At 39.8% G+C, this 26322-nt stretch carries 21 protein-coding genes and 3 pseudogenes; 10 read left to right on the forward strand and 14 right to left on the reverse strand.

What is annotated here, in order from left to right; genetic code table 11:
- Nucleotides 1-8: 8 nt before the first annotated feature.
- On the reverse strand, nucleotides 9-1031 hold the full coding sequence (locus IEX12_RS09900) for a proline racemase family protein (protein ID WP_088051235.1): 1023 nt from the start codon (nucleotides 1029-1031) through the stop codon (nucleotides 9-11).
- A complete protein-coding gene (locus tag IEX12_RS09905; protein WP_088051236.1) occupies nucleotides 1032-2213 on the reverse strand; it encodes an NAD(P)/FAD-dependent oxidoreductase in 1182 nt (393 codons plus the stop codon).
- A 228-nt stretch (nucleotides 2214-2441) separates the two neighbouring features.
- Between IEX12_RS09905 and IEX12_RS09910 the strand changes: the two genes are divergently transcribed.
- The 5 genes from IEX12_RS09910 to IEX12_RS23810 all read left to right on the forward strand — a co-directional run bounded on the left by IEX12_RS09910 (nucleotide 2442) and on the right by IEX12_RS23810 (nucleotide 6627).
- Entirely contained in the window at nucleotides 2442-4094 is a 1653-nt protein-coding gene (locus IEX12_RS09910; protein ID WP_088053440.1) for a sigma-54 interaction domain-containing protein, read from the forward strand.
- A gap of 58 nt (nucleotides 4095-4152) precedes the next feature.
- A complete protein-coding gene (locus IEX12_RS09915) occupies nucleotides 4153-4422 on the forward strand; it encodes a (2Fe-2S)-binding protein (RefSeq protein WP_088051237.1) in 270 nt (89 codons plus the stop codon).
- Complete coding sequence (locus tag IEX12_RS09920) at nucleotides 4419-4757, forward strand: (2Fe-2S)-binding protein (protein WP_088051238.1); 339 nt, start codon at nucleotides 4419-4421, stop codon at nucleotides 4755-4757. Before IEX12_RS09915 ends, IEX12_RS09920 begins: the two co-directional genes overlap by 4 nt.
- Entirely contained in the window at nucleotides 4750-5985 is a 1236-nt protein-coding gene (locus IEX12_RS09925; RefSeq protein ID WP_088051239.1) for an NAD(P)/FAD-dependent oxidoreductase, read from the forward strand. The genes IEX12_RS09920 and IEX12_RS09925 overlap by 8 nt, the downstream gene beginning before the upstream one ends.
- Before the next feature lie 270 nt (nucleotides 5986-6255).
- The gene (locus tag IEX12_RS23810; RefSeq protein ID WP_159457789.1) at nucleotides 6256-6627 is read left to right on the forward strand and encodes a DUF3899 domain-containing protein; all 372 of its coding nucleotides are present in this window, start codon (nucleotides 6256-6258) and stop codon (nucleotides 6625-6627) included.
- An 88-nt stretch (nucleotides 6628-6715) separates the two neighbouring features.
- On the opposite strand, the gene IEX12_RS09935 is transcribed toward IEX12_RS23810, so the two are convergent.
- The 5 genes and pseudogenes from IEX12_RS09935 to IEX12_RS23375 all read right to left on the reverse strand — a co-directional run bounded on the left by IEX12_RS09935 (nucleotide 6716) and on the right by IEX12_RS23375 (nucleotide 9887).
- Complete coding sequence (locus IEX12_RS09935) at nucleotides 6716-7774, reverse strand: M24 family metallopeptidase (RefSeq protein WP_088051241.1); 1059 nt, start codon at nucleotides 7772-7774, stop codon at nucleotides 6716-6718.
- Nucleotides 7775-7819: 45 nt separating this feature from the next.
- Entirely contained in the window at nucleotides 7820-8128 is a 309-nt protein-coding gene (locus IEX12_RS23815) for an oligopeptide/dipeptide ABC transporter ATP-binding protein (RefSeq protein WP_088051242.1), read from the reverse strand.
- Nucleotides 8129-8158: 30 nt separating this feature from the next.
- Complete coding sequence (locus IEX12_RS09945; protein WP_088051243.1) at nucleotides 8159-9235, reverse strand: RNA-guided endonuclease TnpB family protein; 1077 nt, start codon at nucleotides 9233-9235, stop codon at nucleotides 8159-8161.
- Between the two features lie 4 nt (nucleotides 9236-9239).
- Nucleotides 9240-9602, reverse strand: a pseudogene (gene tnpA / locus IEX12_RS09950) (IS200/IS605 family transposase).
- A gap of 147 nt (nucleotides 9603-9749) precedes the next feature.
- On the reverse strand, nucleotides 9750-9887 hold the full coding sequence (locus tag IEX12_RS23375; RefSeq protein WP_371871295.1) for an ABC transporter ATP-binding protein: 138 nt from the start codon (nucleotides 9885-9887) through the stop codon (nucleotides 9750-9752).
- Nucleotides 9888-10589: 702 nt separating this feature from the next.
- On the opposite strand from IEX12_RS23375, the gene IEX12_RS09955 reads away from it, so the two are divergent.
- The 4 genes and pseudogenes from IEX12_RS09955 to IEX12_RS09970 all read left to right on the forward strand — a co-directional run bounded on the left by IEX12_RS09955 (nucleotide 10590) and on the right by IEX12_RS09970 (nucleotide 16146).
- Nucleotides 10590-12629, forward strand: coding sequence for a hydantoinase/oxoprolinase family protein (locus IEX12_RS09955; protein ID WP_188725073.1), 2040 nt, complete (start codon nucleotides 10590-10592; stop codon nucleotides 12627-12629).
- On the forward strand, nucleotides 12626-14341 hold the full coding sequence (locus tag IEX12_RS09960; RefSeq protein WP_188725074.1) for a hydantoinase B/oxoprolinase family protein: 1716 nt from the start codon (nucleotides 12626-12628) through the stop codon (nucleotides 14339-14341). The genes IEX12_RS09955 and IEX12_RS09960 overlap by 4 nt, the downstream gene beginning before the upstream one ends.
- Nucleotides 14342-14432: 91 nt before the next feature.
- Nucleotides 14433-14477, forward strand: a pseudogene (locus IEX12_RS23380) (hypothetical protein); the annotation flags it as partial.
- Nucleotides 14478-14829: 352 nt separating this feature from the next.
- Entirely contained in the window at nucleotides 14830-16146 is a 1317-nt protein-coding gene (locus IEX12_RS09970) for a purine-cytosine permease family protein (RefSeq protein WP_088051246.1), read from the forward strand.
- Nucleotides 16147-16290: 144 nt separating this feature from the next.
- On the opposite strand, the pseudogene IEX12_RS09975 reads toward IEX12_RS09970, so the two are convergent.
- Nucleotides 16291-16912 (reverse strand): annotated as a pseudogene (locus tag IEX12_RS09975) (proline racemase family protein); the annotation flags it as partial.
- Nucleotides 16913-17055: 143 nt separating this feature from the next.
- On the opposite strand from IEX12_RS09975, the gene IEX12_RS09980 reads away from it, so the two are divergent.
- Nucleotides 17056-18162 (forward strand): M24 family metallopeptidase, encoded by a 1107-nt coding sequence (locus IEX12_RS09980; protein WP_188725075.1) that lies wholly within the window; start codon nucleotides 17056-17058, stop codon nucleotides 18160-18162.
- Nucleotides 18163-18295: 133 nt separating this feature from the next.
- Here IEX12_RS09980 and IEX12_RS09985 read toward each other — a convergent pair whose 3' ends face one another.
- The 6 genes from IEX12_RS09985 to IEX12_RS10010 form a co-directional block, all read right to left on the reverse strand.
- Nucleotides 18296-19639, reverse strand: coding sequence for a purine-cytosine permease family protein (locus IEX12_RS09985; protein WP_088051248.1), 1344 nt, complete (start codon nucleotides 19637-19639; stop codon nucleotides 18296-18298).
- A 163-nt stretch (nucleotides 19640-19802) separates the two neighbouring features.
- The gene (locus IEX12_RS09990) at nucleotides 19803-20120 is read right to left on the reverse strand and encodes a cupin domain-containing protein (RefSeq protein WP_088051249.1); all 318 of its coding nucleotides are present in this window, start codon (nucleotides 20118-20120) and stop codon (nucleotides 19803-19805) included.
- 24 nt (nucleotides 20121-20144) lie between these two features.
- Entirely contained in the window at nucleotides 20145-21878 is a 1734-nt protein-coding gene (locus tag IEX12_RS09995) for a hydantoinase B/oxoprolinase family protein (protein WP_371871296.1), read from the reverse strand.
- Complete coding sequence (locus IEX12_RS10000; RefSeq protein ID WP_088051250.1) at nucleotides 21879-23924, reverse strand: hydantoinase/oxoprolinase family protein; 2046 nt, start codon at nucleotides 23922-23924, stop codon at nucleotides 21879-21881.
- A 42-nt stretch (nucleotides 23925-23966) separates the two neighbouring features.
- Nucleotides 23967-24509 (reverse strand): helix-turn-helix domain-containing protein, encoded by a 543-nt coding sequence (locus IEX12_RS10005; RefSeq protein WP_088051251.1) that lies wholly within the window; start codon nucleotides 24507-24509, stop codon nucleotides 23967-23969.
- Nucleotides 24510-24943: 434 nt separating this feature from the next.
- Nucleotides 24944-26230 (reverse strand): S8 family peptidase, encoded by a 1287-nt coding sequence (locus IEX12_RS10010; RefSeq protein ID WP_088051252.1) that lies wholly within the window; start codon nucleotides 26228-26230, stop codon nucleotides 24944-24946.
- Nucleotides 26231-26322: the final 92 nt, after the last annotated feature.

Genomic DNA, 26322 nt, shown 5'->3' on the forward strand with positions numbered 1-26322 from the left:
CTCCCTCTTTAATGGCCTTCCATCGGCGGGATTAACAAAAAGCCTTCTTTTAATGGATCGTTTTCATTATAAAAGAACCGATGCATTCCCATCACCCAGGCTGAACCGGTAACTTCCGGAATAACGGCTTTATGATCTTTGATCGCTGTCACGTCCAAAATCTGTGCTTTAAACAGCGTACCAACGATGCTTTCGTAAACAAACCGCTCATTCTTGCCGATCTCATGTTTTTCGTACATTGTCGCAAGTTTGGCCGATGTTCCCGTGCCACATGGGGACCGATCAATTCCACCGGGAGGGACCACAACTGTGTTTTTTAAATCTGCTTCTGGATGAACGGCGTTCGTATAAAACTCAATATGTGTTAGACCGTTGATAAACGGATGTTCGGGATGAACTACTTGTTCTCCCCAATTAATGGCATTGCGGATAGTAATCGCCTTGTCAATGATGGTTGACGCATTGTCCGTCGTTAAATCAAGTCCCAGCTTGCGTGCGTCAATAATCCCGTAAAAGTTGCCACCATAGGCAATATCACATTCAATATGCCCAACATCCACTACATCAATTTCAATCGATTTCAATAAAAATGATGGCACATTGGCGAACGTTACTTCTTTTGCTTTTCCGTACTCCACCAAAATTTTTACTTTGACCAAACCAGCCGGTGTATCCAGATTAAGATGTGTATATGGTTCGGTTATCTCAATCAATCCCGCTTCCACTAGTGCCGTGCAAAATCCAATCGTATCATGACCGCACATGGGCAAGTAGCCACCTGTCTCAATATAAATGACACCAACATCCGCTTCAGGATGACACGGGTCGACCATGAGTGCTCCTGACATGACGTCATGGCCTCTTGGTTCGTTCATCAAAAACTTACGGATCCAGTCATAATGCTCCTTCATATATAGCATTTTTTCTGACATGGTCTCGCCTTGTAACTTAGGCAATCCGCTTAGCACTGTCCTTGTCGGATTTCCACCTGTATGAGTATCGATTGTAGTAAACAAACGTTGAAACTTCATTTAATTCATCACCTTCTCTTCAAAGCGGTCATAGCGCAGTGGCTCGATGGGAATTGACGTTTCGCTTCCAGAGATCATTTCTTGCATTACTTTTCCAGTTATCGCTGCCAAACTAATGCCATCACCTTCATGACCAGCAGCAATATAAAATCCAGGAACTTCATCTACATGCGAGATGATTGGCAGATGATCTTCGGTCCATGGCCGGAGACCAGCATACGTCCGGATCACCGTCATATCAGCCATCTTTGGATAGAATCGAACTGCCCGTTTCGCAATATATTTGGTAACATCGTGGTTCACTTTTATATCGAACCCGTTGAACTCCCTACTGCTGCCGATTAAAAAATTTTGACTTTCCGTTGGTTCGAACACCAAGGCAACCCCGTATTTTTCGGTTATCGGATCCACCACCCGTTCCCCACCAAACTTGGAAATGAGGTAGCCAAACTCCATTACTTTGCGAAGTCCGACAGGTTGCTGTCTTGAAGCAACAATTAATTGTCCTTTTCGCGGTTTAATGGGAACGTCAACGTCCAGCATTTGTCCGATGAATGGTGCCCATACACCACATGCATTGATCACTTTGTTAGCGGTAAACGTTACTTTATCGGTTTCAATTACGAACTGTCCTGATGCATCCTTGGTTACATTTTTAACTTCCGTATGCGTATGTATTTTTGCTCCACTTTTTTCAGCGCTGTAAAACATGGAGTACGTAAGCATGTATGGATTAACTGTCGAATCTGTTTTACACTCCAACCCACCGTAAAGATCATCAGCGAAAAATTTCGATTCATTTCGTAAATCTTCCCGATCCAGCATCTTAAAGTCGAGTCCTGCCTCCTGCTGTTGGGTTACCCACTTTTGAGCTGCTTCTAGTTCATTGTCATTTTCACAGACAAGAATACTGCCGGGGTTGCGGTATTCAAAGGAGATTTCAAGTTCTTTATCCAGTTCATGGACTAATTGCTGGCTTTTTAGAGACATTTGACTATCAAAGCCTGGATCCTTGTCAATCGCCAGAATATTACCATCACATCGGGAAGACGTTCCACTAGCCAATTCCTTTTTTTCGAGTACCGTAATATCCAGCCCTGCTTTTGAACAGTAATAGGCAATTGCTGCTCCCATAATGCCGCCACCGATGATGATGACATTCCTATGTATCGTGTTGTTCATAAAATCCCCCCTCTCTAAAAACAATCCATCATTAGTTATGCAAGTTATATGCCAACCTCCAAAATAAGAATATATTCAAAATAGTGTTGATTTCGATGATTATCTGTGTAAAAATGTTTATAAAGTGTAAATAATTCTATACACGGGGGTATACATATTATGGTTGCAAAATTTCTAGATTTCGAAAGTTTTATCAATCCCAACTACCTTCTATTAGATAAAGAAAATATGACTGAAGAAGAACTGGCATCCATTGTAAAAACGGAATATCCCAAAAAAGTGTTTCATATAAAAGATGGCGAAATTCGCTTTATCAAGCTGACAGAGCAGCAAGAACCGTTACGCTATCTGCTTTGTGACGTTATTGCAACTGACGAGGAAATTGAAGATGTTATCGAAAAACTAAAGCAGCATGAATACCTGATCGCTACGGACCATGATGGAGTGATTGTTGGCTATGTCACTTCCTATGAGCTAAACAAAAAGCTGCTCGCGGCATACCAGCATGTACAGGCATATATATCGACTATTCTCGACACAATCGACGAATCGTGTACTGTTATCGACAATGATAAACGGGTACTTGCATGGACCAAGGGCGCGGAACAAATTTTCTCTGTCAAACAGGATGAAATCATCGGCAAGCCAATCACCGACTTTTTTAAACCTGACCGATTGGAAATCTTAAATGCTCTAAACGACGGAACATCAGTACATCATAGCCAACATCATGCACGTGAAAATCAGGTCGTCTTGATTAACTCAAACCCAGTTTATTTTGACGAAAAAATTATTGGTGCCGTTGTATCGGAAACCGACATCACCAGCCAAATCAAGTTAAATAAAGAGCTATACGATGCCTCCGAACGACTGTTTCATTTAGAAAAAGAAGTAAACAAATTAACCTCCACCGACGATCCGTTCATCCATATCAGAGGAAACAGTCCTGCACTAAAACAAGCCATCAACAAAATAAAAAAGGCCGCAACAACGGATACCAATATATTGATCTATGGCGAGAGTGGTGTCGGAAAGGAATTGTTCGCAAAAGCAGTTCATACGATCCGCGAAGGAAAAAATGCTCCGTTTATCGCGATCAATTGCGGTGCCATTCCCTCTTCCCTATTCGAGAGTGAAATTTTCGGATATGAAAAAGGAGCTTTTTCCGGGGCAGATCAGAAAGGGAAAAAGGGGAAAGTCGAGCTTGCCAAGGGTGGCACATTGTTTTTAGATGAAATCGGCGAAATGCCATTGGAAATGCAAGTAAAAATTCTCCGTTTGCTTCAGGAAAAGGTGTTTTATCCAGTCGGTGGAACAAGGGAAATAGAGGTAGATTTCCGCGTGGTAGCAGCAACAAATCGCAATCTAAACGAACTTGTCAAAGAGGGGAAGTTCAGAGAGGACCTTTACTATCGGTTAAACGTTGTAGGTATAGAAATCCCGCCACTCCGAAAGCGACCGGAAGATATTATTGAATTAACCCATTATTTCCTGCACGATATTTCTATAAAATATAACCGTCCGATTCATGGAATATCACAGTCCGTTATGCAGGCACTCCTGCAACACAAATGGCCAGGCAATATTAGGGAGCTGAAAAATGTTGTGGAACGTCTCGTCGTTTTTTCCGAAGATGGCGAAATGAAACTGGAAGATCTACCTTTTGAAAAAGACCTACCAAACGCTCACAATGGAAATCTTCCATTATTTATTGAACATGATAATCGATCATTGCAAGAACGGCTGCAAGAGTTAGAAAAAGATATTATCCTGAAAGAATTAAAAAAAGTGGATGGCAACAAATTATTATGCGCCAAAAATCTTCGGGTTACCCGGGCAACACTTTACAATCGATTGAATAAATTGGGCTTAAAAGTTTGATGTTGGCATTATTCTTGCATGGAACTAACGTACAGACGCAAAAGTAGGGGTGATCCAATTGACAGAAAAAGACATGATTGTTTGCCGATGCGAAGAAATCACATACCAAGACCTAGTTGAAACCGCTGCTAACTATAATTGCTCCGCACGGGAATTGAAGCTTCGTACGAGAGCGGGCATGGGATATTGCGGTGGCAGAACATGCCGCTGTATGGTAGACAAGATTGCAGCAACACTTGAAAGCCAAAAACAAACACAAATAACGTTAAAATATCAACCACCAGTACGTCCGATCAGCTTCGGTAATCTAGGGGGACAAGAAAAATGAGTCAACGAATCCTTGAACATCCTGTACTTGGCAAAATAGAAGAGAAAAATTCCGTAACGTTTACCTTTAATAATGAAACATATCAAGGCTTAGAAAATGAATCAATCGCCGCTGCCCTCTTAGCGAACGGGATCCGTACACTACGACATCATGAAGAAAGTGGTGCTCCCCGCGGAATATATTGTAATATTGGACATTGTTTTGAATGCAGAGTAACCGTAAATGGGCAGCAAGGTGTTCGGGCATGCTTGACACCGCTAAAAGAAGGGATGGTTGTAGAAAGTGGCGGACAACTGCCGACGACTGTACGAGATTGGAGGAACAACCATGCATGACGTAATCATAATCGGAGCGGGACCCGCGGGTTTATCAGCGGCTATTACATGTGCTAAAAATGGATTATCTGTATTTGTAATGGATGAGTACTTGAAGCCCGGTGGAAGACTTTTAGGGCAGCTTTACGAACAACCCGATGGATCATGGTGGAACGGTGTAAACGAGTCTAGTAGATTATACGATCAAGCGCTAGACTTAGGCGTTCACGTTCAATTGCACACTCCTGTAAATAATATTGAAAAAACGGATACAGAATGGGTCATTTATACTGAAGGGGAAACGTATTATACAAAACACCTGTTGCTGGCAACGGGGGCCGCTGAATCCCCTGTCCCTGTACCAGGCTGGACATTGCCAGGCGTTATGTCTGTAGGTGCAGCTCAAGTCATGACTAACGTTCACCGGGTCAAGCCAGGTGAACGCGGTGTTATTATCGGTGTTAACGCCCTCTCGTCCGCGATCGCTATGGAATTAAAACTTGCAGGTATTGACGTCGCTTGCATGACATTACCGAAGCTAAGCCAAGTAACGGACCATGCTGCACAACCCAAAACAGTGCTCGATTCCTTGCTCCATGTATCCCATATGGCGCCATCACAGTTCGTCCGGCTTGGAAGTAAACTAATGAAGAATGATTTCATGAAAAAATTAGGTGTTACATTTTACCCGAAAAATGGTGTAAAAATGTGGGATATTCCAATCCAGCTCAGAAAAGCTGTCGTTGAAATATACGGCGACGGGCAAGTTGAAGGCATAACATTGGCAAACGTAGACACAAACGGTGAGGTAGTTCCTGGAAGTGAAAAAAAAGTACCGTGTGATTTTGTATGCATCGCTGGGGGACTTTACCCATTAACCGAATTGGCTGCGGTCGCAGGATGTCCATTTTACCTTATCGATGAATTGGGTGGTTATGTCCCGTTGCATAACGAACGGATGGAAACATCACTTGACGGCTTATACGTTGCCGGCAATATTACCGGCATTGAGGGTGCAAAAGTCGCTATCGCCCAAGGGGAAACGGCAGGACTTACGATAGCACAGAATTCTGGTGTTGATGGTTTAGATAGAGAAATTGAGGAATCCATTCAGGCAATTGAACAAACGCGAAATAATGCCTATATTCAGTTTCATCCTCATGTGAAGAAAGGGAAACGATTGCTTCAGGAGCAGTGGGAGGAATATGTGGCTTTATCTGATAAGAATGTACCGAATCAATACGTTTAAAGATGATGTTCAAAAAGTCCGGTGAAAATGACACTTCGGCATAGGGGATCTTCGACTAAGTGCCGACACGTCCTGTGTCGAACGTCGAAGTCACCACATCCTGTGGAAGCTCGTTGGCTTGTTTCTCCGCTGCTCATGTATCTAATTGCATACATTCCGCTGCTCGAAACTACGCCGCCTCGAACTTCTCGGTCCTTTTCATCCTCCTTTTTGAACACACTATTAAAGCCAGTCAAATATAAAAAGATTTTTCTTAATAGGATGATTAATATGTCGATCATAAAAAATAAGAATTTGTTTTACCTTGTTGTTTCAATTCTTATAAGTTTTATTTTGTTTCTTTTATTTACAACAAACTATAGTTTTGTTAACTACCTAAATATCTTATTTTATCAGTTTTTAATCTATTTATCGTTCTGTTTGTCCCTATTCATTATCAAAAATCGTTTCTTTGACGGAATAACATATGGTTTAAGAAGATTTCGACGGTTAATAACTAGAAGTGATGATTCCTTTATTCCCACTAATGAATCAACGGTACCTTCTGAAAAGGTAAGCCAATTGTTTTATCAGTTAGTTATGTTTCAAACGATTGCGCTTTTTATTACAGTCGTTATTTTACATTTAATTTACTTTTTATAAGATGGCACAAAATATAAATCTATCTATGCATAAGCGGTCCCGGCATATACATATAATTAGCCAGACCCGCTTATGTTTTAATTACAGTCTATAAAATAATTAATTCTTTAGGCGCATTGGTTAATACCTCGTATCCATCATCTGTTACTAGAACATCATCCTCAATTCGAACCCCTCCAATCCCAGGTAAATAAATACCCGGCTCCACTGTCATTACCATATTAGTCTTTAACACATCTGTTGACTTGCTAGAAAAGTAGGGATTTTCATGAATTTCAAGTCCAAACGAATGACCAGTACCATGTCCAAATTCATCACCATAGCCCTTATCGGTAATGAAGGCGCGAACCTTATCATCAACAACCTTACAGGATTGTCCTGATTTTATCTCACTAATCCCTAAATGAAGTGCATCTAAAACAATCGTATAAATCTCTTTTAATTCAGGTTTTGGCTCACCCACTGCAATGGTTCTAGTCATATCAGAGCAATAACCCTCATACAATGCGCCAAAATCAAGTGTTAACATATCTCCTTTTTCTACTTTTTTGTTACTAGCAACACCATGTGGTAGTGCTGAACGATACCCCGATGCAATTATCAAGTCAAAGGAAGAGGCGGTTGCACCATTTTTTCTCACTTGATATTCAAGTTCATGATTAATTTCCATTTCGGTAACCCCTGGTCGAATAAAATCAAGAATATGTTTAAATGCCTTATCAGATATACTTGCAGCCGTTTTAATTTTTTCAATTTCATCCTTCGATTTTATTTCCCTTAAATTCTCTATTACACCGGATACTGGGACACATTCTATTTTTAATAACCCAATTAATTCGTTATATTGCTTTAGGTTTAAGTTTTCTTGTTCAATTCCAAGTCTTGTTATTCCCATATCTTCTGCTTGTTTGGCTGCTTCCTGAAACATTGCCCTATTTTCAATAATTTCATAACCCTTAACCTGATCGGATGCCTGCTCCATGTAGCGAAAATCAGTAATAAATTTTGCATCCTTAAATGAAATGATTGCAAGTCCGGTTGTCCCTGTAAATTCGGTTATATAGCGCCGATTATAGCTATCCGTTACTAATAAACCGTCAATGTTGTATTCCCCAAATTGTTTTCTTAATGCACTTAACTTATTCATGATAGAACCTCCAATGTATTATCGTGTTTTGAAAATCACAATCTATTAATCATTATATAAATGGCATGATACCCAATGACCATTATGAACTTCCTTCCAGTTCGGTTTTTCCTCACTACAGATAGCCATAGCTGCAGGACAACGCGTTCTAAATGGGCAACCACTTGGTGGAGAAATTGGGCTGGGTACATCTCCCTTTAGAATAATGCGCTCCCGACCCTTCTCAATATTTGGATCCGTTGACACTCCCACCCGTAAACGGGCAAGCTGGCTAACCCCAGTGGGATTCTTGAATAACTTAGCGTTCGCAGTCCATTTCTGTTTTGAACAGCTTTCAAGATGAGGGTGTGCCATCACCCCTCATAGGGCAGAACATATAGTTCCCTATGCTGATTGACTGTTACCATCAACCACAGGTGCAGAACGAATATTCATAGCACCGACTAGATCACGATGTTTCTCGAATCCGCATTTACACTTGTATTTTCGGTCTTGTACCTTATTCTTTTCAGAACACTTTGGACATATTTGGCTAGTGTATGCAGGATTCACATATTCAACTCTAATACCAGCCAGATTCGCTTTGTATTCCATAAATTGAGCTAGGCGGTAGAATGACCATGTGTGCAAATTCTCTTCGTTTTTACGACTTGTGCGTGTCGTCTGCCTAATATTCGCAAGTTTTTCCAAACGAATGACAGAAATCTTATTCTCTTTAGCAAAATTTATGATTGCACGACTAACCTTATGGTCTTGTTCTTTCATCCAGCGTTGCTCTTTATCTTTTGAACTGCGAATAGCATCCAGCTTTTTCTTTTTGCCTAATGTTTTGCGTTCAGAACGAAATTTACGCCTCTTGTATTTGTTTTGTCTGCCATTACCAAAAAAACGTACCTTTTCATCATCTGTTACAGCAACAGCAGGTACTTTTAAGCCTAAGTCCACTCCCATGACCTTTAATCCTGTTCCTTGAGTAGTAGGGACAGTGACAGAAATTTGAGCAATCCATTTGTTCGATTTCTTTGTGATACGAAGAGTACCTAATTTGTGTTTAAGCAAATCAATACTACGGTTGTCTTTATCAACCAATAAAGCACGAATAGGCGTCTTCTTTACTTTACCATTAACCACGATAGGCATTGAAATATGCGTAAGGTCAAAAGAATAATTTTGATTGTTCCAAATACACATAGGCTTTTTGAGGACTGGAACAACTTCATACTTGCTTTTCTTGACTTTCTTAAATACACTTTTTGCATCCTTTATTGCTTGATTTTTAACTGCGCTTGGTAGAGGAACATCCATATGCTTACTTGATTTCTTGGTGCTTTTCTTTTCTTTCACCATATCAGAAACAAGGTCATTAATGGTTGAAATATATGTTTTGCTCATTTCTGATAAAATGGAAGCCTGTTCTTTTGTAGGGATCAATTTGATTTTTACTGTGATCGTTTGCGACATCATTTCACCCCTTTGTTTTCTGTTGTTCAACATAACGCTTAATAGTTGCACTCGATACATTTCCTGCGGTAGATACAAAACAGGAACATGTCCAAAGACTTGGCAAATGTTGAAGATGAGGAAATTCATCTCTTAGTTTTTTAGAAGTCACTCCCTTGATTTTTGCCATGATAGCAGCAGGACTAAGCGTTGGCAGTGCGTTAAGGTACATGTGTGTATGGTCTTTGTCACACTCTAAAACAACAATGGCAATTTCCGATTACTCCCATATTTCTTGTGCGAACTGTTTAAAGCGTTTTTCTACACCTGCATGAAAATGATAGTTGATTAATGATACGGTTTTGTTTGTTCTTCTGTATTCGTTCATATATTTATTGTATCAGTTTTATCTATATACTAGCACAGATATACAACTAAAAAGAGTAGAATTTTCGGATACTTGAAGCACCAGAAATCTTTTGGTTTTTAGTGGCACTCCGTATCCGACCACTCCCATCCCGCCCCAAAGGAGATGCTATCGCACCCTAGTGGGCTTTCCCGTTCGGAAAATCTGTAATGGGATTGCGGATAGCAGAGCCTTCGTATAGGAGTGTAATGGATCTGTATATAAATTATTGGCAGGGGCTACTTCTACCATATTGCCCAAATACATAACGCCGATACGAGCATTTAGGGACGTTCAAAAAATTAACTAGTTAATTTATGGCAAAGGATACAGATACTAAAATACAGAACTTTTTACAAAATTCAAAGATGTATTGCATGAAGCCGCCAATAAATTAAAAGGTTCAGATAAACGAATGGCCATGGCATTGACGGCTGAAGCCATTGGAAAAGGTGCCCAATCATTCTTTGACCATAAATTTCACGTTAGTCGAGATACTATAAGAAAAGGGAGTCATAAGCTACGAACGGGAATCCCTTGCTAAGACGCTTTTCACGCCAACCATCGACATAAAAGAAACTTTTTCTAAAGAAATATACACCCTATTAAATATTTTCTAATACTTTTGACACTAGTGTATCTAATAGGTTTACAGTTTTCTTTATACCCTGCCTATAATTATATTATCATCTCTTCATCCCTTGATGAAACCGCTTCAATTTACAATACCCTTATAATATAAAATGAAATAATTATGGGATAAATCAGTATGTTGTGGTCATTTTGGCATAGAAATTGCATTTTAAACATCTGGAAAAGTAAGTTTTTAATTTGTGTTGTATATATAACAAGCTCCTCAGTTTCTTTTAAAGGACTACAAGATTATATATCTTAGGAGGTGATTGTTCAAAAATAATAGATGGATTCGAGTATTTTTAGCACATTCATTTTTTATAGGAGGAAATTAATATGACAAGATATCGATTAGCAGCTGATATTGGAGGTACGTTTACCGATGTAGTACTATTTGATAAACAAACCGGCCAATATAATGCTGAAAAGGTACCTACAACAGTTAAAAATTTATCTGATGGTGTTTTAAGTGGTATTAATAGAATGGTACAAGATTTTAATGAAGTTGATTTCTTTGTACACGGAACTACAGTTGGCTTAAATGCTTTCTTAGAAAGAAAAGGTGCCAATATGGCTCTTATAGTTACATCTGGATTTAGAGACCTGTATGAGATCGGACGAGCCAACCGTTCGGAAATCTATAATATCCAATATCGGCAACCCGATCCACTTATTAAACGACGCCATGTATATGAAGTAGAAGAACGGATTTTAGTAGATGGCAAGATTGACATGCCACTAAATTACGAAAGCCTTCAAAATGTAATTAATGAAATTGCTGAAAAAGATTATGACTCAGTATCTGTCTGTTTATTACATTCGTATAAAAATCCTGAACATGAAAGATTGATTAAGCAAAAAATCAAAGAACAACTTCCTGAAATGTCCGTTTCTTTGTCACATGAAGTGGTACGGGAATGGCGCGAATATGAGCGGACCAGCACAACAGTTATCAATGCGTATATTGCACCTATCGTTGAAAATTATTTATCAAAATTCGAATCCGAAATTGACAATCGAGGGTTGGATAGAGATTTATATATTATGCAATCAAATGGAGGCGTAATGACTTCAGAAATTGCGAAGAACAAACCAATTCAAACACTTTTATCTGGGCCAGTAGGCGGGACAATGGGCAGTCTAACATTGGGCCAACAAACTGCCAACGAAAACTTGATTTGTGTTGATATGGGGGGAACTAGCTTTGATGTAAGTATGGTAATTAATGGTGACCCGGACGTAACTTCTGAAGCAAATATTGAAAAGTTTCCTATATTATCTCCGATGGTTAACATGCATACCATTGGTGCTGGAGGGGGCTCAATAGCATGGATTGAAGGCGGTGGTTTACGTGTTGGACCACATAGCGCCGGTGCTACCCCTGGACCTGCGTGTTATGGAAACGGTGGAACAGAAGCAACTGTTACAGACGCTAACCTAATACTTGGTCGAATTGATGCTGATGGCTTCCTAGGCGGTAAAATGAAACTTGATTGGAATGCTGCATATGAAGCAATTGAAAAAATAGCTATAAAGCTTGATTTGAGCGTTGTTGAGACTGCTGAAGGTATTTGTGATATTGCTAATGCAAAAATGGCAGATGCGATTAGAACATTAACTGTTACAAAAGGAATTGACCCTCGTGACTTTTCCTTGGTTGCATTTGGGAGAGCAGGACCAATGCACTCAATGTTAATTGCAGATCATTTAGATATTAATAGAATTTTAATTCCAACTGTTGCTGGCACATTTTCTGCTTGGGGAATGCTTCAAACGGATATTCGTCATGATGACGTACGTAACTATGTATCTTTTTTAGAAAATAGTGATTTTAGTAAAATAGAAGATCTCTATAATGATATGGAACGAGAAGCAGAAATCGTTCTTAATCAACAGAATATTGGTAAGGAAGATATTCAATTCACACGATTAGTTGATTTACGCTATGTAGGGCAGGAGTACACGGTAACTGTTCCTCTAGTAGATGGCAAAATTGAAAGTAATTCCATTAATCGTTTGACAGAACTTTTCAATAATACCCATCAGAATATATATGGTCATAGTAATCCTGAAGGGGCTGTAGAGGTTGTTAACTTACGTATTGTAGGTTTAGGAAAATTAGAGAACGAAGAGAATATTCAAAGTAGTGATAAGGTATTAGGAAGTCCTGAACCAATTCGCAGAAAAGCAGTTGTATGGAATAATAAAGAAATAGAAACCCCAGTTTATTCAACAAATGATCTAGCCTTCGGACATATAGTAAGTGGACCAACAATCATCGAATCTTCCACATCGACTATTGTTGTTCCAGAATATTATACAGTTAATGTAGACAGATTCGGAAATCTCGAGGTAATAAGGAGGAATGAAAAATGAGTGAAACAAAAACACCTATTTTTTTAGAAAATCCAGTTACTACAGAAATTATTCGTAATGCATTAATTTCTGCAGCAGAAGAAATGAACGAAAGTCTAGCACGAAGCTCCTTCTCACCAATAATTTATGAAATGAAGGATTGTAGTGTTGGAATTTATAATGAAAATGCTGAATTACTTGGGCAATCATCCGGTCTACCAATGTTTTTGGGAAATTTGGACGTATGTATTAGGGAAACCACAAATTTCATAGGCGGAAATGATAACTATAAACCCGGAGATATTTATATCATGAATGACTCTTATTTAGCTGGGTCACATTTAAATGATATAACAATAATTTCTCCAATATTTTATGATGATTATTTAGTAGGTTTTTCGGCAACACGCGCTCACTGGCTGGACATTGGCGCAAAAGATCCTGGCTATCCAATGGATGCAATAGAAATTTACCAGGAAGGAGTTAGAATTCCTCCAACTAAAATTTATGATGCTGGTGAACCCCGTAAGGACATTATTCAGCTTATTACTATAAATAGTAGATTGAGTAATGATGCTTTAGGAGATATGAATGCTCAAATAGCTGCATGCCGGACTGGCGAAAAAAGAGTTTACGACATTATTAGAAAACATAGTCTTGATACTTTTAGACGCTCAATTAAGGATATTTTTAAGCAATCCGAAATTATGGATAAAGAGCAGATTTCAAGTATACCTGATGGTGTATATGAAGAAGAAGGTTACTTAGATAATGACGGCGTAACCGATGACCCCGTGCTAGTCAAGGTAAAAGTAACTATAGCCGGTGACCGTTTAACAATTGATCTAACCGGGTCTAGTGAACAAAGACAAGGTATGACAAACTGCGGACTTGCACAAACTGTTTCAGCTTGTCGTGTGGCATTTAAACATCTAATAGGACCTGACTCTCCAGTTACTGGAGGTAATTTTAAAACGATGGATATTATCGTTCCCAAAAGAACGATATTCAGTGCAGAAGAGCCAGCTGCCTGTGGGTGGTATTTTACTTCTCTTGGATTATTAATAGATTTAATTGTAAAGGCTTTATCACCAGTACTTAAGGAACAAAGTGCAGCAGCCCATTATGGGGATTCTATGGTAATTACCGTTGCTGGACATGATAAAAAGTCAAACTCGACATTTCTATACGTTGAACCAACGGCCGGTGGATGGGGAGCATTTTCCGCCAACGATGGCCAATCTGGTTTAATTAATAACTCAAATGGTGATTTTAAAAACTTACCTGTTGAAGTCCTTGAGGGTAAATATCCTCTTAAAATTAACTCTTATTTGTTAAGAGAAAATTCTGGAGGTGCTGGAAAAACTCGAGGTGGGCTAGGTGTTACAAGAGAATACGAACTTAGAACCAATGCTAACTTATCAATGTGGTTCGAACGATCGAAAACCCCAGGTTGGGGATTATTTGGTGGACAATCTGGAAAACCACCAATAGTAACGGTTAAGACATCTAATGGAGAAGAAGACATATTGAAAGTAAATGCAAAACCACTTTCTAAAGGGGATTGCGTTATTGTTAAAACTGGCGGAGGTGGCGGTTTCGGAAATCCACTTGAACGCCCTCTCGAAAATGTTTTAGAAGATATAATTGATGGTTACATCGATGCCGACACAGCGTCTAAAGAGTATGGTGTAACCTACGATTCAAGCACAGTGCAAGTGCATAGAAACTAAAAAACTTTTTACCGGAACGAAATAAAGTGCGACATATAAAAATACGCTTTAGGGGGGAGAAGAATTCACTGCAACCCTACTTGAAGATCAAGCACCTAAAACTTGTGAAGTGGTTTGGAACGCTTTCCCTTTATGAAAGTATTGTCACACAATCAAGGTGGTCCGGAAGAGAAGTAAACCTAGCTTACACTCTGATGATCATCCTATTGGTGAAAATCAAACCATTTATACAAGTATAGTTCAAGTTTGCTATTGGCGCGATTGGAACTGAGAAGTGTCTAACCCCCCTTCTCAGGCCATCGCCATTTACTATGGTGACGAATTGGCTAGAAGACATAGGGGAAATGAGCCAGTGAATGTGCCCAGATTGATTATAAACAGATCCAACCCCTTAAAAATGTGGGGAAACGTATTTGGACAGAAGGTATAGAGAGAATCTATTTTGAACGCAAATAAAATATTTTGAAATATTAGGAGGTTTTGGATATATGGTTATGGATAAAAATACAGATTCACCCCTTTCTGCTGTCCCAGCCTCAGAACGGCAACATTGGATTGTCCCCGCTAGTATTTTTGGTGGTTTGGAATTTGCTGTTCCAGTCATTATGGTTGGAGCAACATTAGCAGGTAGCTTTAGTATATCAAACGTATTTTGGATATTAGTAGTTGGCTTAGTCATAATACAATGGATTGGAAATGCTTTGCAAGGCTACCTAGGAGCTAAAACAGGACGCCCATCATCTGTTATTGCAAGATCTGCCTTTGGTTCAATTCAAGCTCGATTTATTGTTGGATTGGCCCTTGTTGTTTTGAATGTTGGTTGGTTCGGAATAAATACATCCGTAGCAGGAAATGCATTATCGGCAATGTTTGGAATTGATTACACTGAAAATTGGATTATGTGGGCAATAATAACTCTAATTGCTGGATTGTTATTTGCACTTCCAGCTGTATTAGGATACAACTCAATGAAGTGGACAGATTATGTTGCAGTACCCGCTGGAATTCTTCTTATTTCAGGTGGTGTATATTATGCTTTAAGAGGAGAAGGCTGGGATAAAATACTTTCGTGGAACCCAGATCCATCTATAACTTTTTTCGGAGCAATTAGCTTAGTTTTAGGTGCTAATGTCGCACAGTGGTTAATCGCTTCTGATTACACTCGCTACTCAAAACCAACACTTAAAGATCAAACTCTAATTCCTTTAGGTATTGTTGCAATTGGAATGCTCTTTTTCTTAACTGGCGCAGTTATGTCCGTTGGGGTAGGTAATCCCGATATAGTGGCTGTTATGCAAGATCTTGGTTTTCCTTTTTGGGGGTTTTTGATTTTATGGATTGCCCTTTGGACAAGTCAACTTGTTGCAAGCTATTCAATTGGTTTGGCAGCATCAAATATGTTGAATGTTGACACAAGTAAGGGCAGAGCAATTCTAACAGTAGTCGGATCTGTATTAGGTGTAGTTTTATCGATAGCTGGTATTTTAAATTACTTCATGGATTTTCTTATTATCATGGCTGTAATTTATCCATCAATTGCAGCGGTAATGTTTGCTGACTTTTTCTTTATTCGAAAGCAGGAATGGGTAGATAACCAAGGTTGGAATTGGATTGCAACAATTGCGATATTAGCAGGTTCATCTGTCGGATATCTAACTGAGTATGTTGTTAAAATTGGAATTCCAGCTCTACAATCTTTGGTTATTTCTGGTATAGTTTATTTACTTGTTATGAAAATTAAATCTCAAGTCAAACCAGATCACTTCACAAATTCAGGTTACTCAAAACAGGATCTTGTTAGCTAGCTACATTTTCACTAAATAAGTAGCGAATTAATAGTCTAAATAGTCAACATGTTAAGTCGTTAGTTCAAACATAAAAGCCATATCTATCAAGTAGTAAAAATAAAAATCACTATGCTCTAATAAAATTTGAGCATAGTGATTTCCAAAAGTTTCCCCTTTGATTAATTCTCCCCGCGCATATAACGTTGCTACCCTTGCACTTGCCCCTGTACCACATGGCGAACGGTCAATTTGTCGATCGGCAAATATTGTTACATTTTTCAAATCCGCTTTTTCTACTGATGGTTCATCCGAAAAAATGACCCCATATATATCTTTAAATCATTTTGCAGTGAGTGCTTTACGTCCAGATTTTCTTCAATATAATATTTAATTTTCATACCCCAGTCCTGTAACTCTGGCAAACTTTCATTATTCACGTGTAAATTTATTTTGACACTGTCAAGAATTGCTCCTTCAAGGGCAATGTCTGCTGTAGACGAATGATCAGCAATTTTCACCGGAAATTCTTTTTTGTAAACAAACGATCGACTTTTTCAAACCAAACTGACCTTCAGGCATAAGCGTTTACTTCTCCTGCCGGACTATCAATGACAAATTTTCGCTCACCTTGTACTTCATATTTGCCAGTTTCCACAATATGATCTAAATGTTTAATGCAATCCGCTCTTCGCTCCGGTTGCGTGGCCCTCTTAATTTCCGGAAAACCACCCGTTATGATTCTTAGTGGTTCTCCTGCCACGTGTAAATCTCCGTTGACAGCAATCGATTGAAATGCATAAATCCACCTCCCTATTTTTTATATTATCTTATTGTAACTCTTATGCTACATTAGATTTTTTTGACCGCCATTTCTGGTACAAATCTTGCATGAAATGATAAGGTAGAATAAGAAATGGAGGTTATACGATGACTATCGACTACAAAAGTAGATTAAAAACACTGCAAGAGCGTTTAGAAGAAAAAAATATAGAGGTGGCGATGATTACTGCGCCGGCAAATGTATTCTATTATACTGGTTTTAATTCCGATCCTCATGAACGGTTTATGTCGTTAGTTCTGGATAACCGAACGCAAAAATTCACCCTTTTCGTTCCAGCGTTGGATAAGGAAATGGCTGAACAGGCGTCGATCGTGAAAAACATTGTCCCGATTTCCGATGAAGAAGATCCATATACCAAACTCAAACATGAGCTAGGCGATGAAATAAACCGTTTCGGGGTGGAAATGAAATCGGTAAGCATGTTCCAGCATCGACATTTGTCGTCGGCGTTTCCTCAAGCAGTTTATGAAGACATCCAGTCATTTATCAACGAACAACGACTCAAAAAGTCAAGAGACGAACTGATATATGTACAAAAAGCTGTAGATATTATTGAAGAAGTACTTGCCGAGGGAATTAAAAAGGTGAAGCCAGGTATGACAGAATTGGAATTTACAGCCGAATTGGAATATCTCATGACAAAACATGGTGCAGAAGGTCCATCGTTTTCAACAATTGTGTTATCCGGCGAAAAAGCTGCATTACCACACGGAACGCCGGGTGATCGCGTTTTCCAAAGCGGTGACTTCTTATTAATTGATATGGGTGTCTCGATAAAAGAAGGTTACTGTTCTGATATTACGAGAACTTTTATTATTGGCGAAGCAACGGACAAGCAGAAAGAAATCTATGACATTGTCTTGGAATCCAATCAAGCTGGAATAAATTCCGTACAAGGGGGAGTACCGCTTAAAACATTTGATATCACAGCTAGAAACGTTATTCATGAAAAAGGGTACGGTGATTATTTTAACAACCGTGTTGGGCATGGACTTGGTGTCGAAGTTCATGAAGAACCATCTGTCCATGAAAACAATGAACAGATTGCTGAAGCTGGATTGTTGTTTACGATCGAACCAGGGATTTACATACCTAATTATGGTGGGGTACGGATCGAGGATGAAGTCTATATTAACGAAAATGGTGAAGCGGAAGTGCTGACTTCATTTCCTAAGGAGCTGCAAATTTTATAAGACTTACAAAACGTTCAATCAAAAAAGGAGACTCGATCTGAACCTTGTACCTGCAGAGCGAATCTCCTTATCCAAAAATCACCCGTGCAATGACTTTCACGCGGATGGCTTGATTTAATATTCAACTAAAAATCTACTTCGCTTCCACTCCCAAATCTACCGGCAAATCGCCTGACATACCTTCCGTAAAATGATCCGGTGCTACTTTCGCTTTTATTTTCATAGCAACATAATACACGATACCAGAAGCAATCAAGGATTGAACAGCTGGCAGTCCAAACGTCGTGACATATTGCGTAACATATCCTAATACCGTACCAACGACTAAACCAATCGTCGCCATCCAATTCCAGCCACCGTTATCCTTCCAAGTACGTTTTCGAATGAGGAAGAAATCTACCATCATGACACCGGCAATTGCTGGATAAACTAGTGCTGTTAAGTATAAGAAGTCCATAAAGTAGTCAAGGATCCCTGCCAACGCCACGACAATCGCGATGATCGTCCCACCGAAAGTAAGGAGTGCTCGTCCTTTATTCGAATTGACATTGAGCATATTGGCAAGGGCTAAACCCATACTGTAATTGTTTACGAGTTGACTGGTCCATGTCGCAAACCATAAAATCAAAAATCCCCAAACCGGGAAGCCTAAGTTCATCATGACATTTACGATATCGGCGTCACCAACACCAACCGACATGACAGCACCAACGATGAACAACGGAAAACCGACTAGGACAATACCTGTTGGAATTAAGATATTATCTTTAATTGTGGGCTTTGCATAGCGGGTGTAGTCAGAAGCAATAACCCATTGTGACACGTTAGCACCAATAATTAGACTAATTGCCGCCAAAATTCCCATAGTTGGTTCGGGATCCCAGTTAGTAATGGTTTCCCATCCAGTATTTTTTAACGCATAATAAATACCACCAGCGATTAATAATAGACCTGCCGGAACTGCAATATAATCGGTCCATTTCATCGAACTATAACCGATGATTGACGGGATCGCAAAAAGTAATCCTGCTATTACGGTAATTAATGCCCATAGTCCCCATTGGGTAGTATAATCGACACCGAACATGGCAGATATAGCATTGCCGGCAACCGATGTCTGTACCGCCCACCAACCAAGCGAGACAACGAAAATCGTTAAACCAACAATAAATCGCGCCTGTGCTGACCCGAAACTAGTGCGCGCAATAACAGATGAAGAACGGCCTGTTTTCGCACCAATATACCCTTGGAGGGCGTTTCCACTCCATTGGATCACGAACAGCGCAATAATGAGGAAAAGGAGAATCTCACTTAAACCAAAGCTTCCGGCAAGTGTTGCTCCTACCATTAATACGGGAATGGTAAACTCTAGCCCACCAAAAATCATTGCTGGAGTCAACCAGTGTTGGCGCTGGTCGATTGGAACAGCCTGAAGTGCTTCATCTTTTTCCATGCTTTTGACATTTTTCTCGTTCATCTATTTACACCTTCCTTTATCATGTAAGATTGCTTTTTCATCCTTGGTGAGTATTGTTAAGAGGAGCAAATGAGTCCTAATTTTCCACAGAGGTAAAAGATTCAGAAATATTTCAGGAAAATAGTAGTAGAAAAGCCACAACTCTTCTACCACTTAATTTCCATTATTTTTCCTTTACAAGTGCCCAGACAATTTGACATGGTTCATCACCTGCATTAACAGCCCAATGCTCTTCACCGGCAGGGATAAGCGTAGCATTAGATGCCCAAGCTTTATAGGGTTTGCCGCCACTCTCCCCTTCAACTCTTCCTTTCACTATAACGGAGTATTCGTTTTCTTCGTGTTTCGATAGACCTTCCTTTGGTACACGTTCACCCGGCGGAATAGTAACCGTACCAAACTGAACGTCTACATGTTTGTTCTTTTCCCGAAACAACGTTAACAATCCATTTTCATCAAAACCTTGTTCCTTAATTTCCATGTCATATCCCCCTGCACGTTTACTTTATTTTCTAGTGTCTAACTCGTGATATTCGAATGTTTCTGGATCAACGGCAACACCAAATAATGTCTTTGCTTCGTCTACCGTGTAATATTCATTTTTGACGTCTTTTGCAACCTGGTCTGCTGGACGTTTAAGTGGATCGCCATATCCGCCACCTGTTGCAGTCATCAATTTTAGGACATCATCTTTATGTAGTTGGTAACGCGGGTAAACACCATAAGGACCATCAACTTCTCCATCTGCTTTTTCGATATAAAATTCATTGACAGATCCTTCAAGTCCACCACCAGTTCCCCATAGGCGATATTGGTTACGGCCATAGGTGATCGTCGCCTCTTGACCATCTGTCATCGCGCGATACGACCTAATGACACCCTTACCACCGATATATTCACCAGCACCTGTACCATCAATCCGCAAACTATATTCATCAAGCATGACACCATATCGAGTTTCTGCTACCTCTACTGGAACATTGTACGTTTCGCCGTCTAAGACACAGAATTGTCCACTTGCTCCGTCCTGGCCATCGGCTCCGCCCCAGCCACCGACAGAAGGCTCAACGATTAGGAATGGTTCGTTCGTATCTTGATGTGATCCGGATAGGGTAACCGAACAAACAGATAACAAGTGAGCTGCTGCAAGTCTATGTGGAATATGTGGCGCTAACGCTTTCCAGATTAAATCCGTGCACCCGAGCATCGTTTCAAAATAGTTCGATGTTGGTGCAGGTCGTTCCGCCGACATGATTGATCGATCATCAACAATGATTTTCAGTGGTCTAAATACACCATCATTTACATTTTGGTCCGGGTTCGTGATTGCCAAGAATATCGTTCGCACGGCAGACGCAAGGCCGGTAAACGAACAATTGACCGGGCCAGGAACTTGTTGGCTACTGCCCCTGAAGTCACAAACAAATTCGTCATCGGTAATCGTTACTTCTACTTTGATCGGGAACGGGCCATTGCCGATTCCGTCGGTTTCCACGAACCCGTTAGCTGAAAATGTGCCCTTTGGCAACTTTTTCAGTTCCTGCCTAGAAATTGTTTCACCATGATTCAATTGATTATCGATAGCTGTAAGAATGACGTCTTTTCCGTACTTATCACAAATTTCCTTAACGCGTCGTTCCCCTGTTTTAAGCGCTGCAACCTGTGCCCACATATCACCAAGCGACAAGTCAGGGAAACGGACATTTGCCTGGATAATTTCAACGAGTCCTTCGTTCAACTTCCCACCGTCAAAGAGTTTGACGGAAGGGAACTGCAATCCCTCCTGGAAAATATCCCGTGAATCATTCGTAAATGAACCTGGGTCCTTTCCACCTACCTCGGTCCAGTGCGCTTTATTGGCGGAGAAGGCGATCAGTTCACCGTCGTAAAATATCGGCATAACTAAACCAACGTCCGACAAGTGCGATCCCCCGCCACCGTATGGATCATTGATAACAATAATATCGCCAGGTTTGAGCTTGTCGTTTTCACCGTACTTGTTTAATGTTTGTTTAACCATATAGGAAAGCATTCCGATAAATCCTGTTACACCATTACCTTGCGTTAATAATTGACCCTTTGCATCGGTTAGTCCACTTGCATAGTCCAATACTTCATAAATAATCGGACTCATTGATGTTTTTGCTAGTGCAATAAACATCTCATCGCCAGCGGCAAGTAACGAGTCTTTGACAATTTCCAGTGTAAATGGATCAATTTTTGTTTCATTCATCAACATTTATCTCGCCCCCGTTTCGATGATTAAGTTTCCATAATCATCCACTTTTAATGATTGTCCTTCGTAAATAACGGTAACCGCTGCTTTTTCCTCGATAATTGCCGGCCCTTGAATTTCTTCGTTAACAGGTAACAGCTCGCGTTGATAGACATCTGTTGCTACCCAGCCATTTGGATTTTCAAAATAAACGTCTCTTGTTTCGATTTTTGCATCGTCTAGTGTTGTGTTTCGCTCGATTTTCTGAACGATGGGCTTTTGTACTTTTCCAAACGCGGTAACGTGCAAGTTAACGATTTCGGTTCCCGTATCGTCAAGTCTAAATGTATAGTTTTGTTCATGCAGCTGATGGAATTTTTCAACAATGTTTTGCAATTGTTCATCTGTCCACTCACCCGCCGGAACAGGTACTTTCACCGTATGTTCTTGACCAAGGTAACGCATATCGGCAAAACGATTGAATACAACGTCTTCTTGCTTGATACCTTCATTGTCAAATTGCTGGTATGCTTCACTTTCAATCTCGTTCCATTGCGTCGTCATTTCATTTAGGTCTAAATTCTCCAATCGCTTGATATATGTTTTGATATAATCATGTCGCAAATCACTCATCAGCATCCCCCATGCCGAAAATACAGGTGAAGCGATTGGGATGACAACTTTTCCGACACCTAGTTCCTTCGCAAGTGCTGGAGCGTGCATCGAACCACCGCCACCGAACGCTACTAACGTGAAGTCTTGCGGATTATGTCCTTTACGGATGGATATTAATTTTAACGCATTCAACATGTTCGAGTTAGCGATGCGAATAATACCGAGTGCTGCTTCTTCAGCCGTCATGTTAAAGTGATTAGCGATTTTTCCTTGGATAGTATCTCGAACCAAATCTAGATCGACATCGTAGTCGAAGTTCTTGGCTGATAGGCGACCTGTTAGTAGATTCGCATCAGTTGTCGTTGGCTCAGTTCCCCCTTGTCCATACGATACCGGACCAGGGACAGCTCCAGCTGACTGTGGTCCTACTTTTAGTGAACCAGCATCGTCCAGCCATGCAATCGATCCACCGCCATTACCAATTTCGACAATATCAACGACTGGTGCTTTAATTGGATACCCTGCATTACGGTCAGTTCGTTCAATATAATAGTCTGTGGAAACCTTGACCTCGCCTTTTTCAATTAACGAGCATTTGGCCGTAGTACCACCGATATCAAATGCGATGATATTTTCTTCGCCGATCAATTCTCCAAGTACAGCAGCACCATAAATTCCCGCAACTGGACCTGATTCAACCATGTTAATCGGAACTTTCTTAGCTTCTTCAAATGTTGTAGTACCACCATTTGATTGCATAATATAGTTTTGGCTGCTTGTATTAAAATCGGTCAACTTCGTGTGTAATTTGTTTACATATGTAGCCGCTGCTGGCTGTACATACGCGTTCAACGCTACTGTATTTGTTCGTTCGTATTCACGCCATTCTTTTGTTACATCATGAGATGCAGAAACGGCAACCTCTGGCCATAGTTCCTTGATCAGCTTTACCGTCTCCTTTTCATGTTCCGGATTTACGTACGAATGCAAGTAAGCAACAGCAATTGCTTCGACATTTTCATTCTTAAAATATTCGACGATCTCTTTTACTTGTTCTGTATTTAACGGTGATAGTACTTCACCTTTATAATTAAGTCGTTCATCTACTTCTTTTCGTAAATAACGCTCAATAAATGGTTCCGGCTTTTGGTAGCGAATATTAAACAAATCTGGACGGTTACCACGCGCAATTTCTAGTACATCACGAAAACCTTTTGTTGTAATCAATCCTGTTTTGGCACCTTTTCGTTCGGTAAGTGCGTTGATAATCACGGTTGTACCATGAATAAACGTCGAGATTGATTCTTTGTTAATTTCACTCTTGTCCAATACATCCATAACGCCTTGCTCAAAATTCGGCGGGGTCGTATGGCTCTTGGCAACTTCAACTTGCCCACTATCATCAACATATACCAAATCTGTAAATGTTCCTCCAATATCTGTTGCAACTCTCATCTTTATTCCACCCTTCCCTAGGTATTTAAATCAAACAAATTTCTAGAATATAACTGGTGTCAACACGCTTATTAAAACAGATTCTTCATTAGTAGGATTTTTCCACTCGTGCACTTTTTCAGAAGGAAAATGAATCGAATCACCTACATTTAAAACGTATTCTTTCTCTTCAATCTTGAAAATTACAATCCCTTTCAATACATAATAAAACTCTTCACCTGGATGGCTATACTTTTCCGTAAATTGTTTATTTGGTGGAATGGTTACCATCATTGGCTCTATTTTTCGTTCGGGAAACTTTCCGGCTAGCCTTACATGCGTTACATCCGAACCTTCTAATTTAAATCGTTTTTGTTCCTCTTTATGTAATGCATAATTATGATTTTCTATCTCCTCAAAAAAATAGGTAATATTCATATTAAATGCATCCGATATTTTTTTTAAAGAAGTGATAGCTAACGATGATGATCCTCGCTCTATTTGTGATAGAAAACTAACGGAAAGTCCTGTTTGCTCGCTAAGATCTTTTAAAGTCATTTCATTTTCTAATCTCAAATTCTTGATTTTCCTATGAATATTTTCCATTTCTTCTACTATCCTTTTTTCATATGTTTTTTACAGTGAAACCGGAATATTTCCGCCACCACTTTATTTTTTATTATATTACCATAAATTTTATATAATTAAAAGAAAAATATATCTAGTTTTAAATTTCAAAAGCAACTAAATTGCAACTAAATAAACCAATTATTTAAAACTCTAAATCAAGATTGCAACGATTTCACATAATACGGTAAGTCAACAATTGATAATTAGATCGAGGCTAGAATTTCTGGATAAATGTCAGCTGTCTTCGATAAATAACCCACAGAAATAGAAAAGCTGAAGCAGGTACATGAGGCTGAGAAGGAAGAACTCATTAATGAAATTGGATAGCTTACTGTGGACATGAACTGGCTCAGTATTGGATAATTACACCAAGCCAACAACTAACATGTTGGCTTGGTGTAATTCAATTATTATTCACTTATTAAATTAGCCGCATTCAAATAGCCATTTCCTTGCACATTAGGGGGTTGTCCTATATCTTCACATGCATTAACCAGCTTTTCCTTCACTTGATCAGGGCTCAGATTCGATTCCTTTTGGAGAAGCTGGGCAACTACACCAGCACATATTGGTGTTGCCATTGAAGTTCCTGATAAGGAAAAATAGTCGTTCTCCACAACCTCCCCTGAATTTGTCTTATCAAGAAAGGATCCGGGTGAGCGTAAAGAAATAATATTGACGCCTGGTGTTAGAAGATCGGGTTTCACTAGACCATCAATGGTTGGACCGCGACTGGAAAAGTCAGCCACCACATCATCAGATCGATCGACTGTATCATTATCATTGGCAGCACCTACCGTTATTACTTTAGGACTTATTCCAGGACTTGCAATTGTTTGGGCGGATGGTCCTTCATTACCAGCAGCAACACAAACAACTAACCCGCTATTCCATGCTTCCTCAACAGCTCTTACGACAGGATCATCTTCAGCCGGCTGTTGTGCCTCAGATCCGAGGGATAGCGACAGAACGTTGATATTGTATTGTGACTGATTTTCGATACACCAGTCAATACCGGCTATTACTGTTGAAAGGGAACCAGACCCCATTTTATTCAAAACTTTCACCCCAACCAAGTTTGCTTCAGGTGCTGGTCCCTGATACTTCCCTTCAGATGAAGATCCATCACCAGCTGCATCCCCTGCACAGTGGGTGCCATGTCCATTATCATCATAAGGAGCAGTTTTGTTCTTAACAAAGTCTTTAAACGCAACAATACGTCCTTCTAAATCCGCGTGTGGATGGATCCCTGTGTCGATGACCGCAATAGTGACATCTTTTCCTGTTAATCCAGATTGCTTTAATTGATCAGAGTTTATCGATGGCGCTGCAACATCAAGCAGTGTTGTCATTTTTCTATCAAAGTGGATCTTCTTGATATGATGACAATTTTCAAGCAATCTTCCTATTTTACCAATCGATAATTTAGTGGAGCAACCACACATTGAATGAAACTGGTGCCGTAAACGGCGCGTCGTACGCTTCACATCATTTAAACCAAGCTCATAGGATTCTGCATTAAATTCTATGACCACTGGTATTTTTTTCGTCCTTTTTCTTAAAAACTCTAAAGGGCGATGCAAAAAACATGGTACGGAACGAAAAGGATGATAAAACTTTACCAGTTCCCGGCGCATGTTATGATCGAGTTTATGCCCCATACGTCGAGCCAATTGAACAACAGAAAAACCTGACATGAAAAATCATTCCTCCCTTGGAAATTTACCTTGACAAGATATGGTACGAACATTTCAAAGGGAGCGAATAATGAATTGGTTCAAGTTATAGT

Source organism: Lentibacillus populi (assembly GCA_014642895.1).
GTDB classification, from domain to species: domain Bacteria; phylum Bacillota; class Bacilli; order Bacillales; family Amphibacillaceae; genus Lentibacillus_C; species Lentibacillus_C populi.

Bases quoted from the DNA above. Each gene is read 5' to 3' on its own strand.
- IEX12_RS09900 (WP_088051235.1), bottom strand. From the start codon at position 1,031: ATGAAGTTTCAACGTTTGTTTACTACAATCGATACTCATACAGGTGGA.
- IEX12_RS09905 (WP_088051236.1), bottom strand. From the start codon at position 2,213: ATGAACAACACGATACATAGGAATGTCATCATCATCGGTGGCGGCATT.
- IEX12_RS09910 (WP_088053440.1), top strand. From the start codon at position 2,442: ATGACTGAAGAAGAACTGGCATCCATTGTAAAAACGGAATATCCCAAA.
- IEX12_RS09920 (WP_088051238.1), top strand. From the start codon at position 4,419: ATGAGTCAACGAATCCTTGAACATCCTGTACTTGGCAAAATAGAAGAG.
- IEX12_RS09925 (WP_088051239.1), top strand. From the start codon at position 4,750: ATGCATGACGTAATCATAATCGGAGCGGGACCCGCGGGTTTATCAGCG.
- IEX12_RS23810 (WP_159457789.1), top strand. From the start codon at position 6,256: ATGTCGATCATAAAAAATAAGAATTTGTTTTACCTTGTTGTTTCAATT.
- IEX12_RS09935 (WP_088051241.1), bottom strand. From the start codon at position 7,774: ATGAATAAGTTAAGTGCATTAAGAAAACAATTTGGGGAATACAACATT.
- IEX12_RS23815 (WP_088051242.1), bottom strand. From the start codon at position 8,128: ATGGCACACCCTCATCTTGAAAGCTGTTCAAAACAGAAATGGACTGCG.
- IEX12_RS09945 (WP_088051243.1), bottom strand. From the start codon at position 9,235: ATGTCGCAAACGATCACAGTAAAAATCAAATTGATCCCTACAAAAGAA.
- IEX12_RS23375 (WP_371871295.1), bottom strand. From the start codon at position 9,887: ATGTATTTGGGCAATATGGTAGAAGTAGCCCCTGCCAATAATTTATAT.
- IEX12_RS09955 (WP_188725073.1), top strand. From the start codon at position 10,590: ATGACAAGATATCGATTAGCAGCTGATATTGGAGGTACGTTTACCGAT.
- IEX12_RS09960 (WP_188725074.1), top strand. From the start codon at position 12,626: ATGAGTGAAACAAAAACACCTATTTTTTTAGAAAATCCAGTTACTACA.
- IEX12_RS09970 (WP_088051246.1), top strand. From the start codon at position 14,830: ATGGTTATGGATAAAAATACAGATTCACCCCTTTCTGCTGTCCCAGCC.
- IEX12_RS09980 (WP_188725075.1), top strand. From the start codon at position 17,056: ATGACTATCGACTACAAAAGTAGATTAAAAACACTGCAAGAGCGTTTA.
- IEX12_RS09985 (WP_088051248.1), bottom strand. From the start codon at position 19,639: ATGAACGAGAAAAATGTCAAAAGCATGGAAAAAGATGAAGCACTTCAG.
- IEX12_RS09990 (WP_088051249.1), bottom strand. From the start codon at position 20,120: ATGGAAATTAAGGAACAAGGTTTTGATGAAAATGGATTGTTAACGTTG.
- IEX12_RS09995 (WP_371871296.1), bottom strand. From the start codon at position 21,878: ATGTTGATGAATGAAACAAAAATTGATCCATTTACACTGGAAATTGTC.
- IEX12_RS10000 (WP_088051250.1), bottom strand. From the start codon at position 23,924: ATGAGAGTTGCAACAGATATTGGAGGAACATTTACAGATTTGGTATAT.
- IEX12_RS10005 (WP_088051251.1), bottom strand. From the start codon at position 24,509: ATGGAAAATATTCATAGGAAAATCAAGAATTTGAGATTAGAAAATGAA.
- IEX12_RS10010 (WP_088051252.1), bottom strand. From the start codon at position 26,230: ATGTCAGGTTTTTCTGTTGTTCAATTGGCTCGACGTATGGGGCATAAA.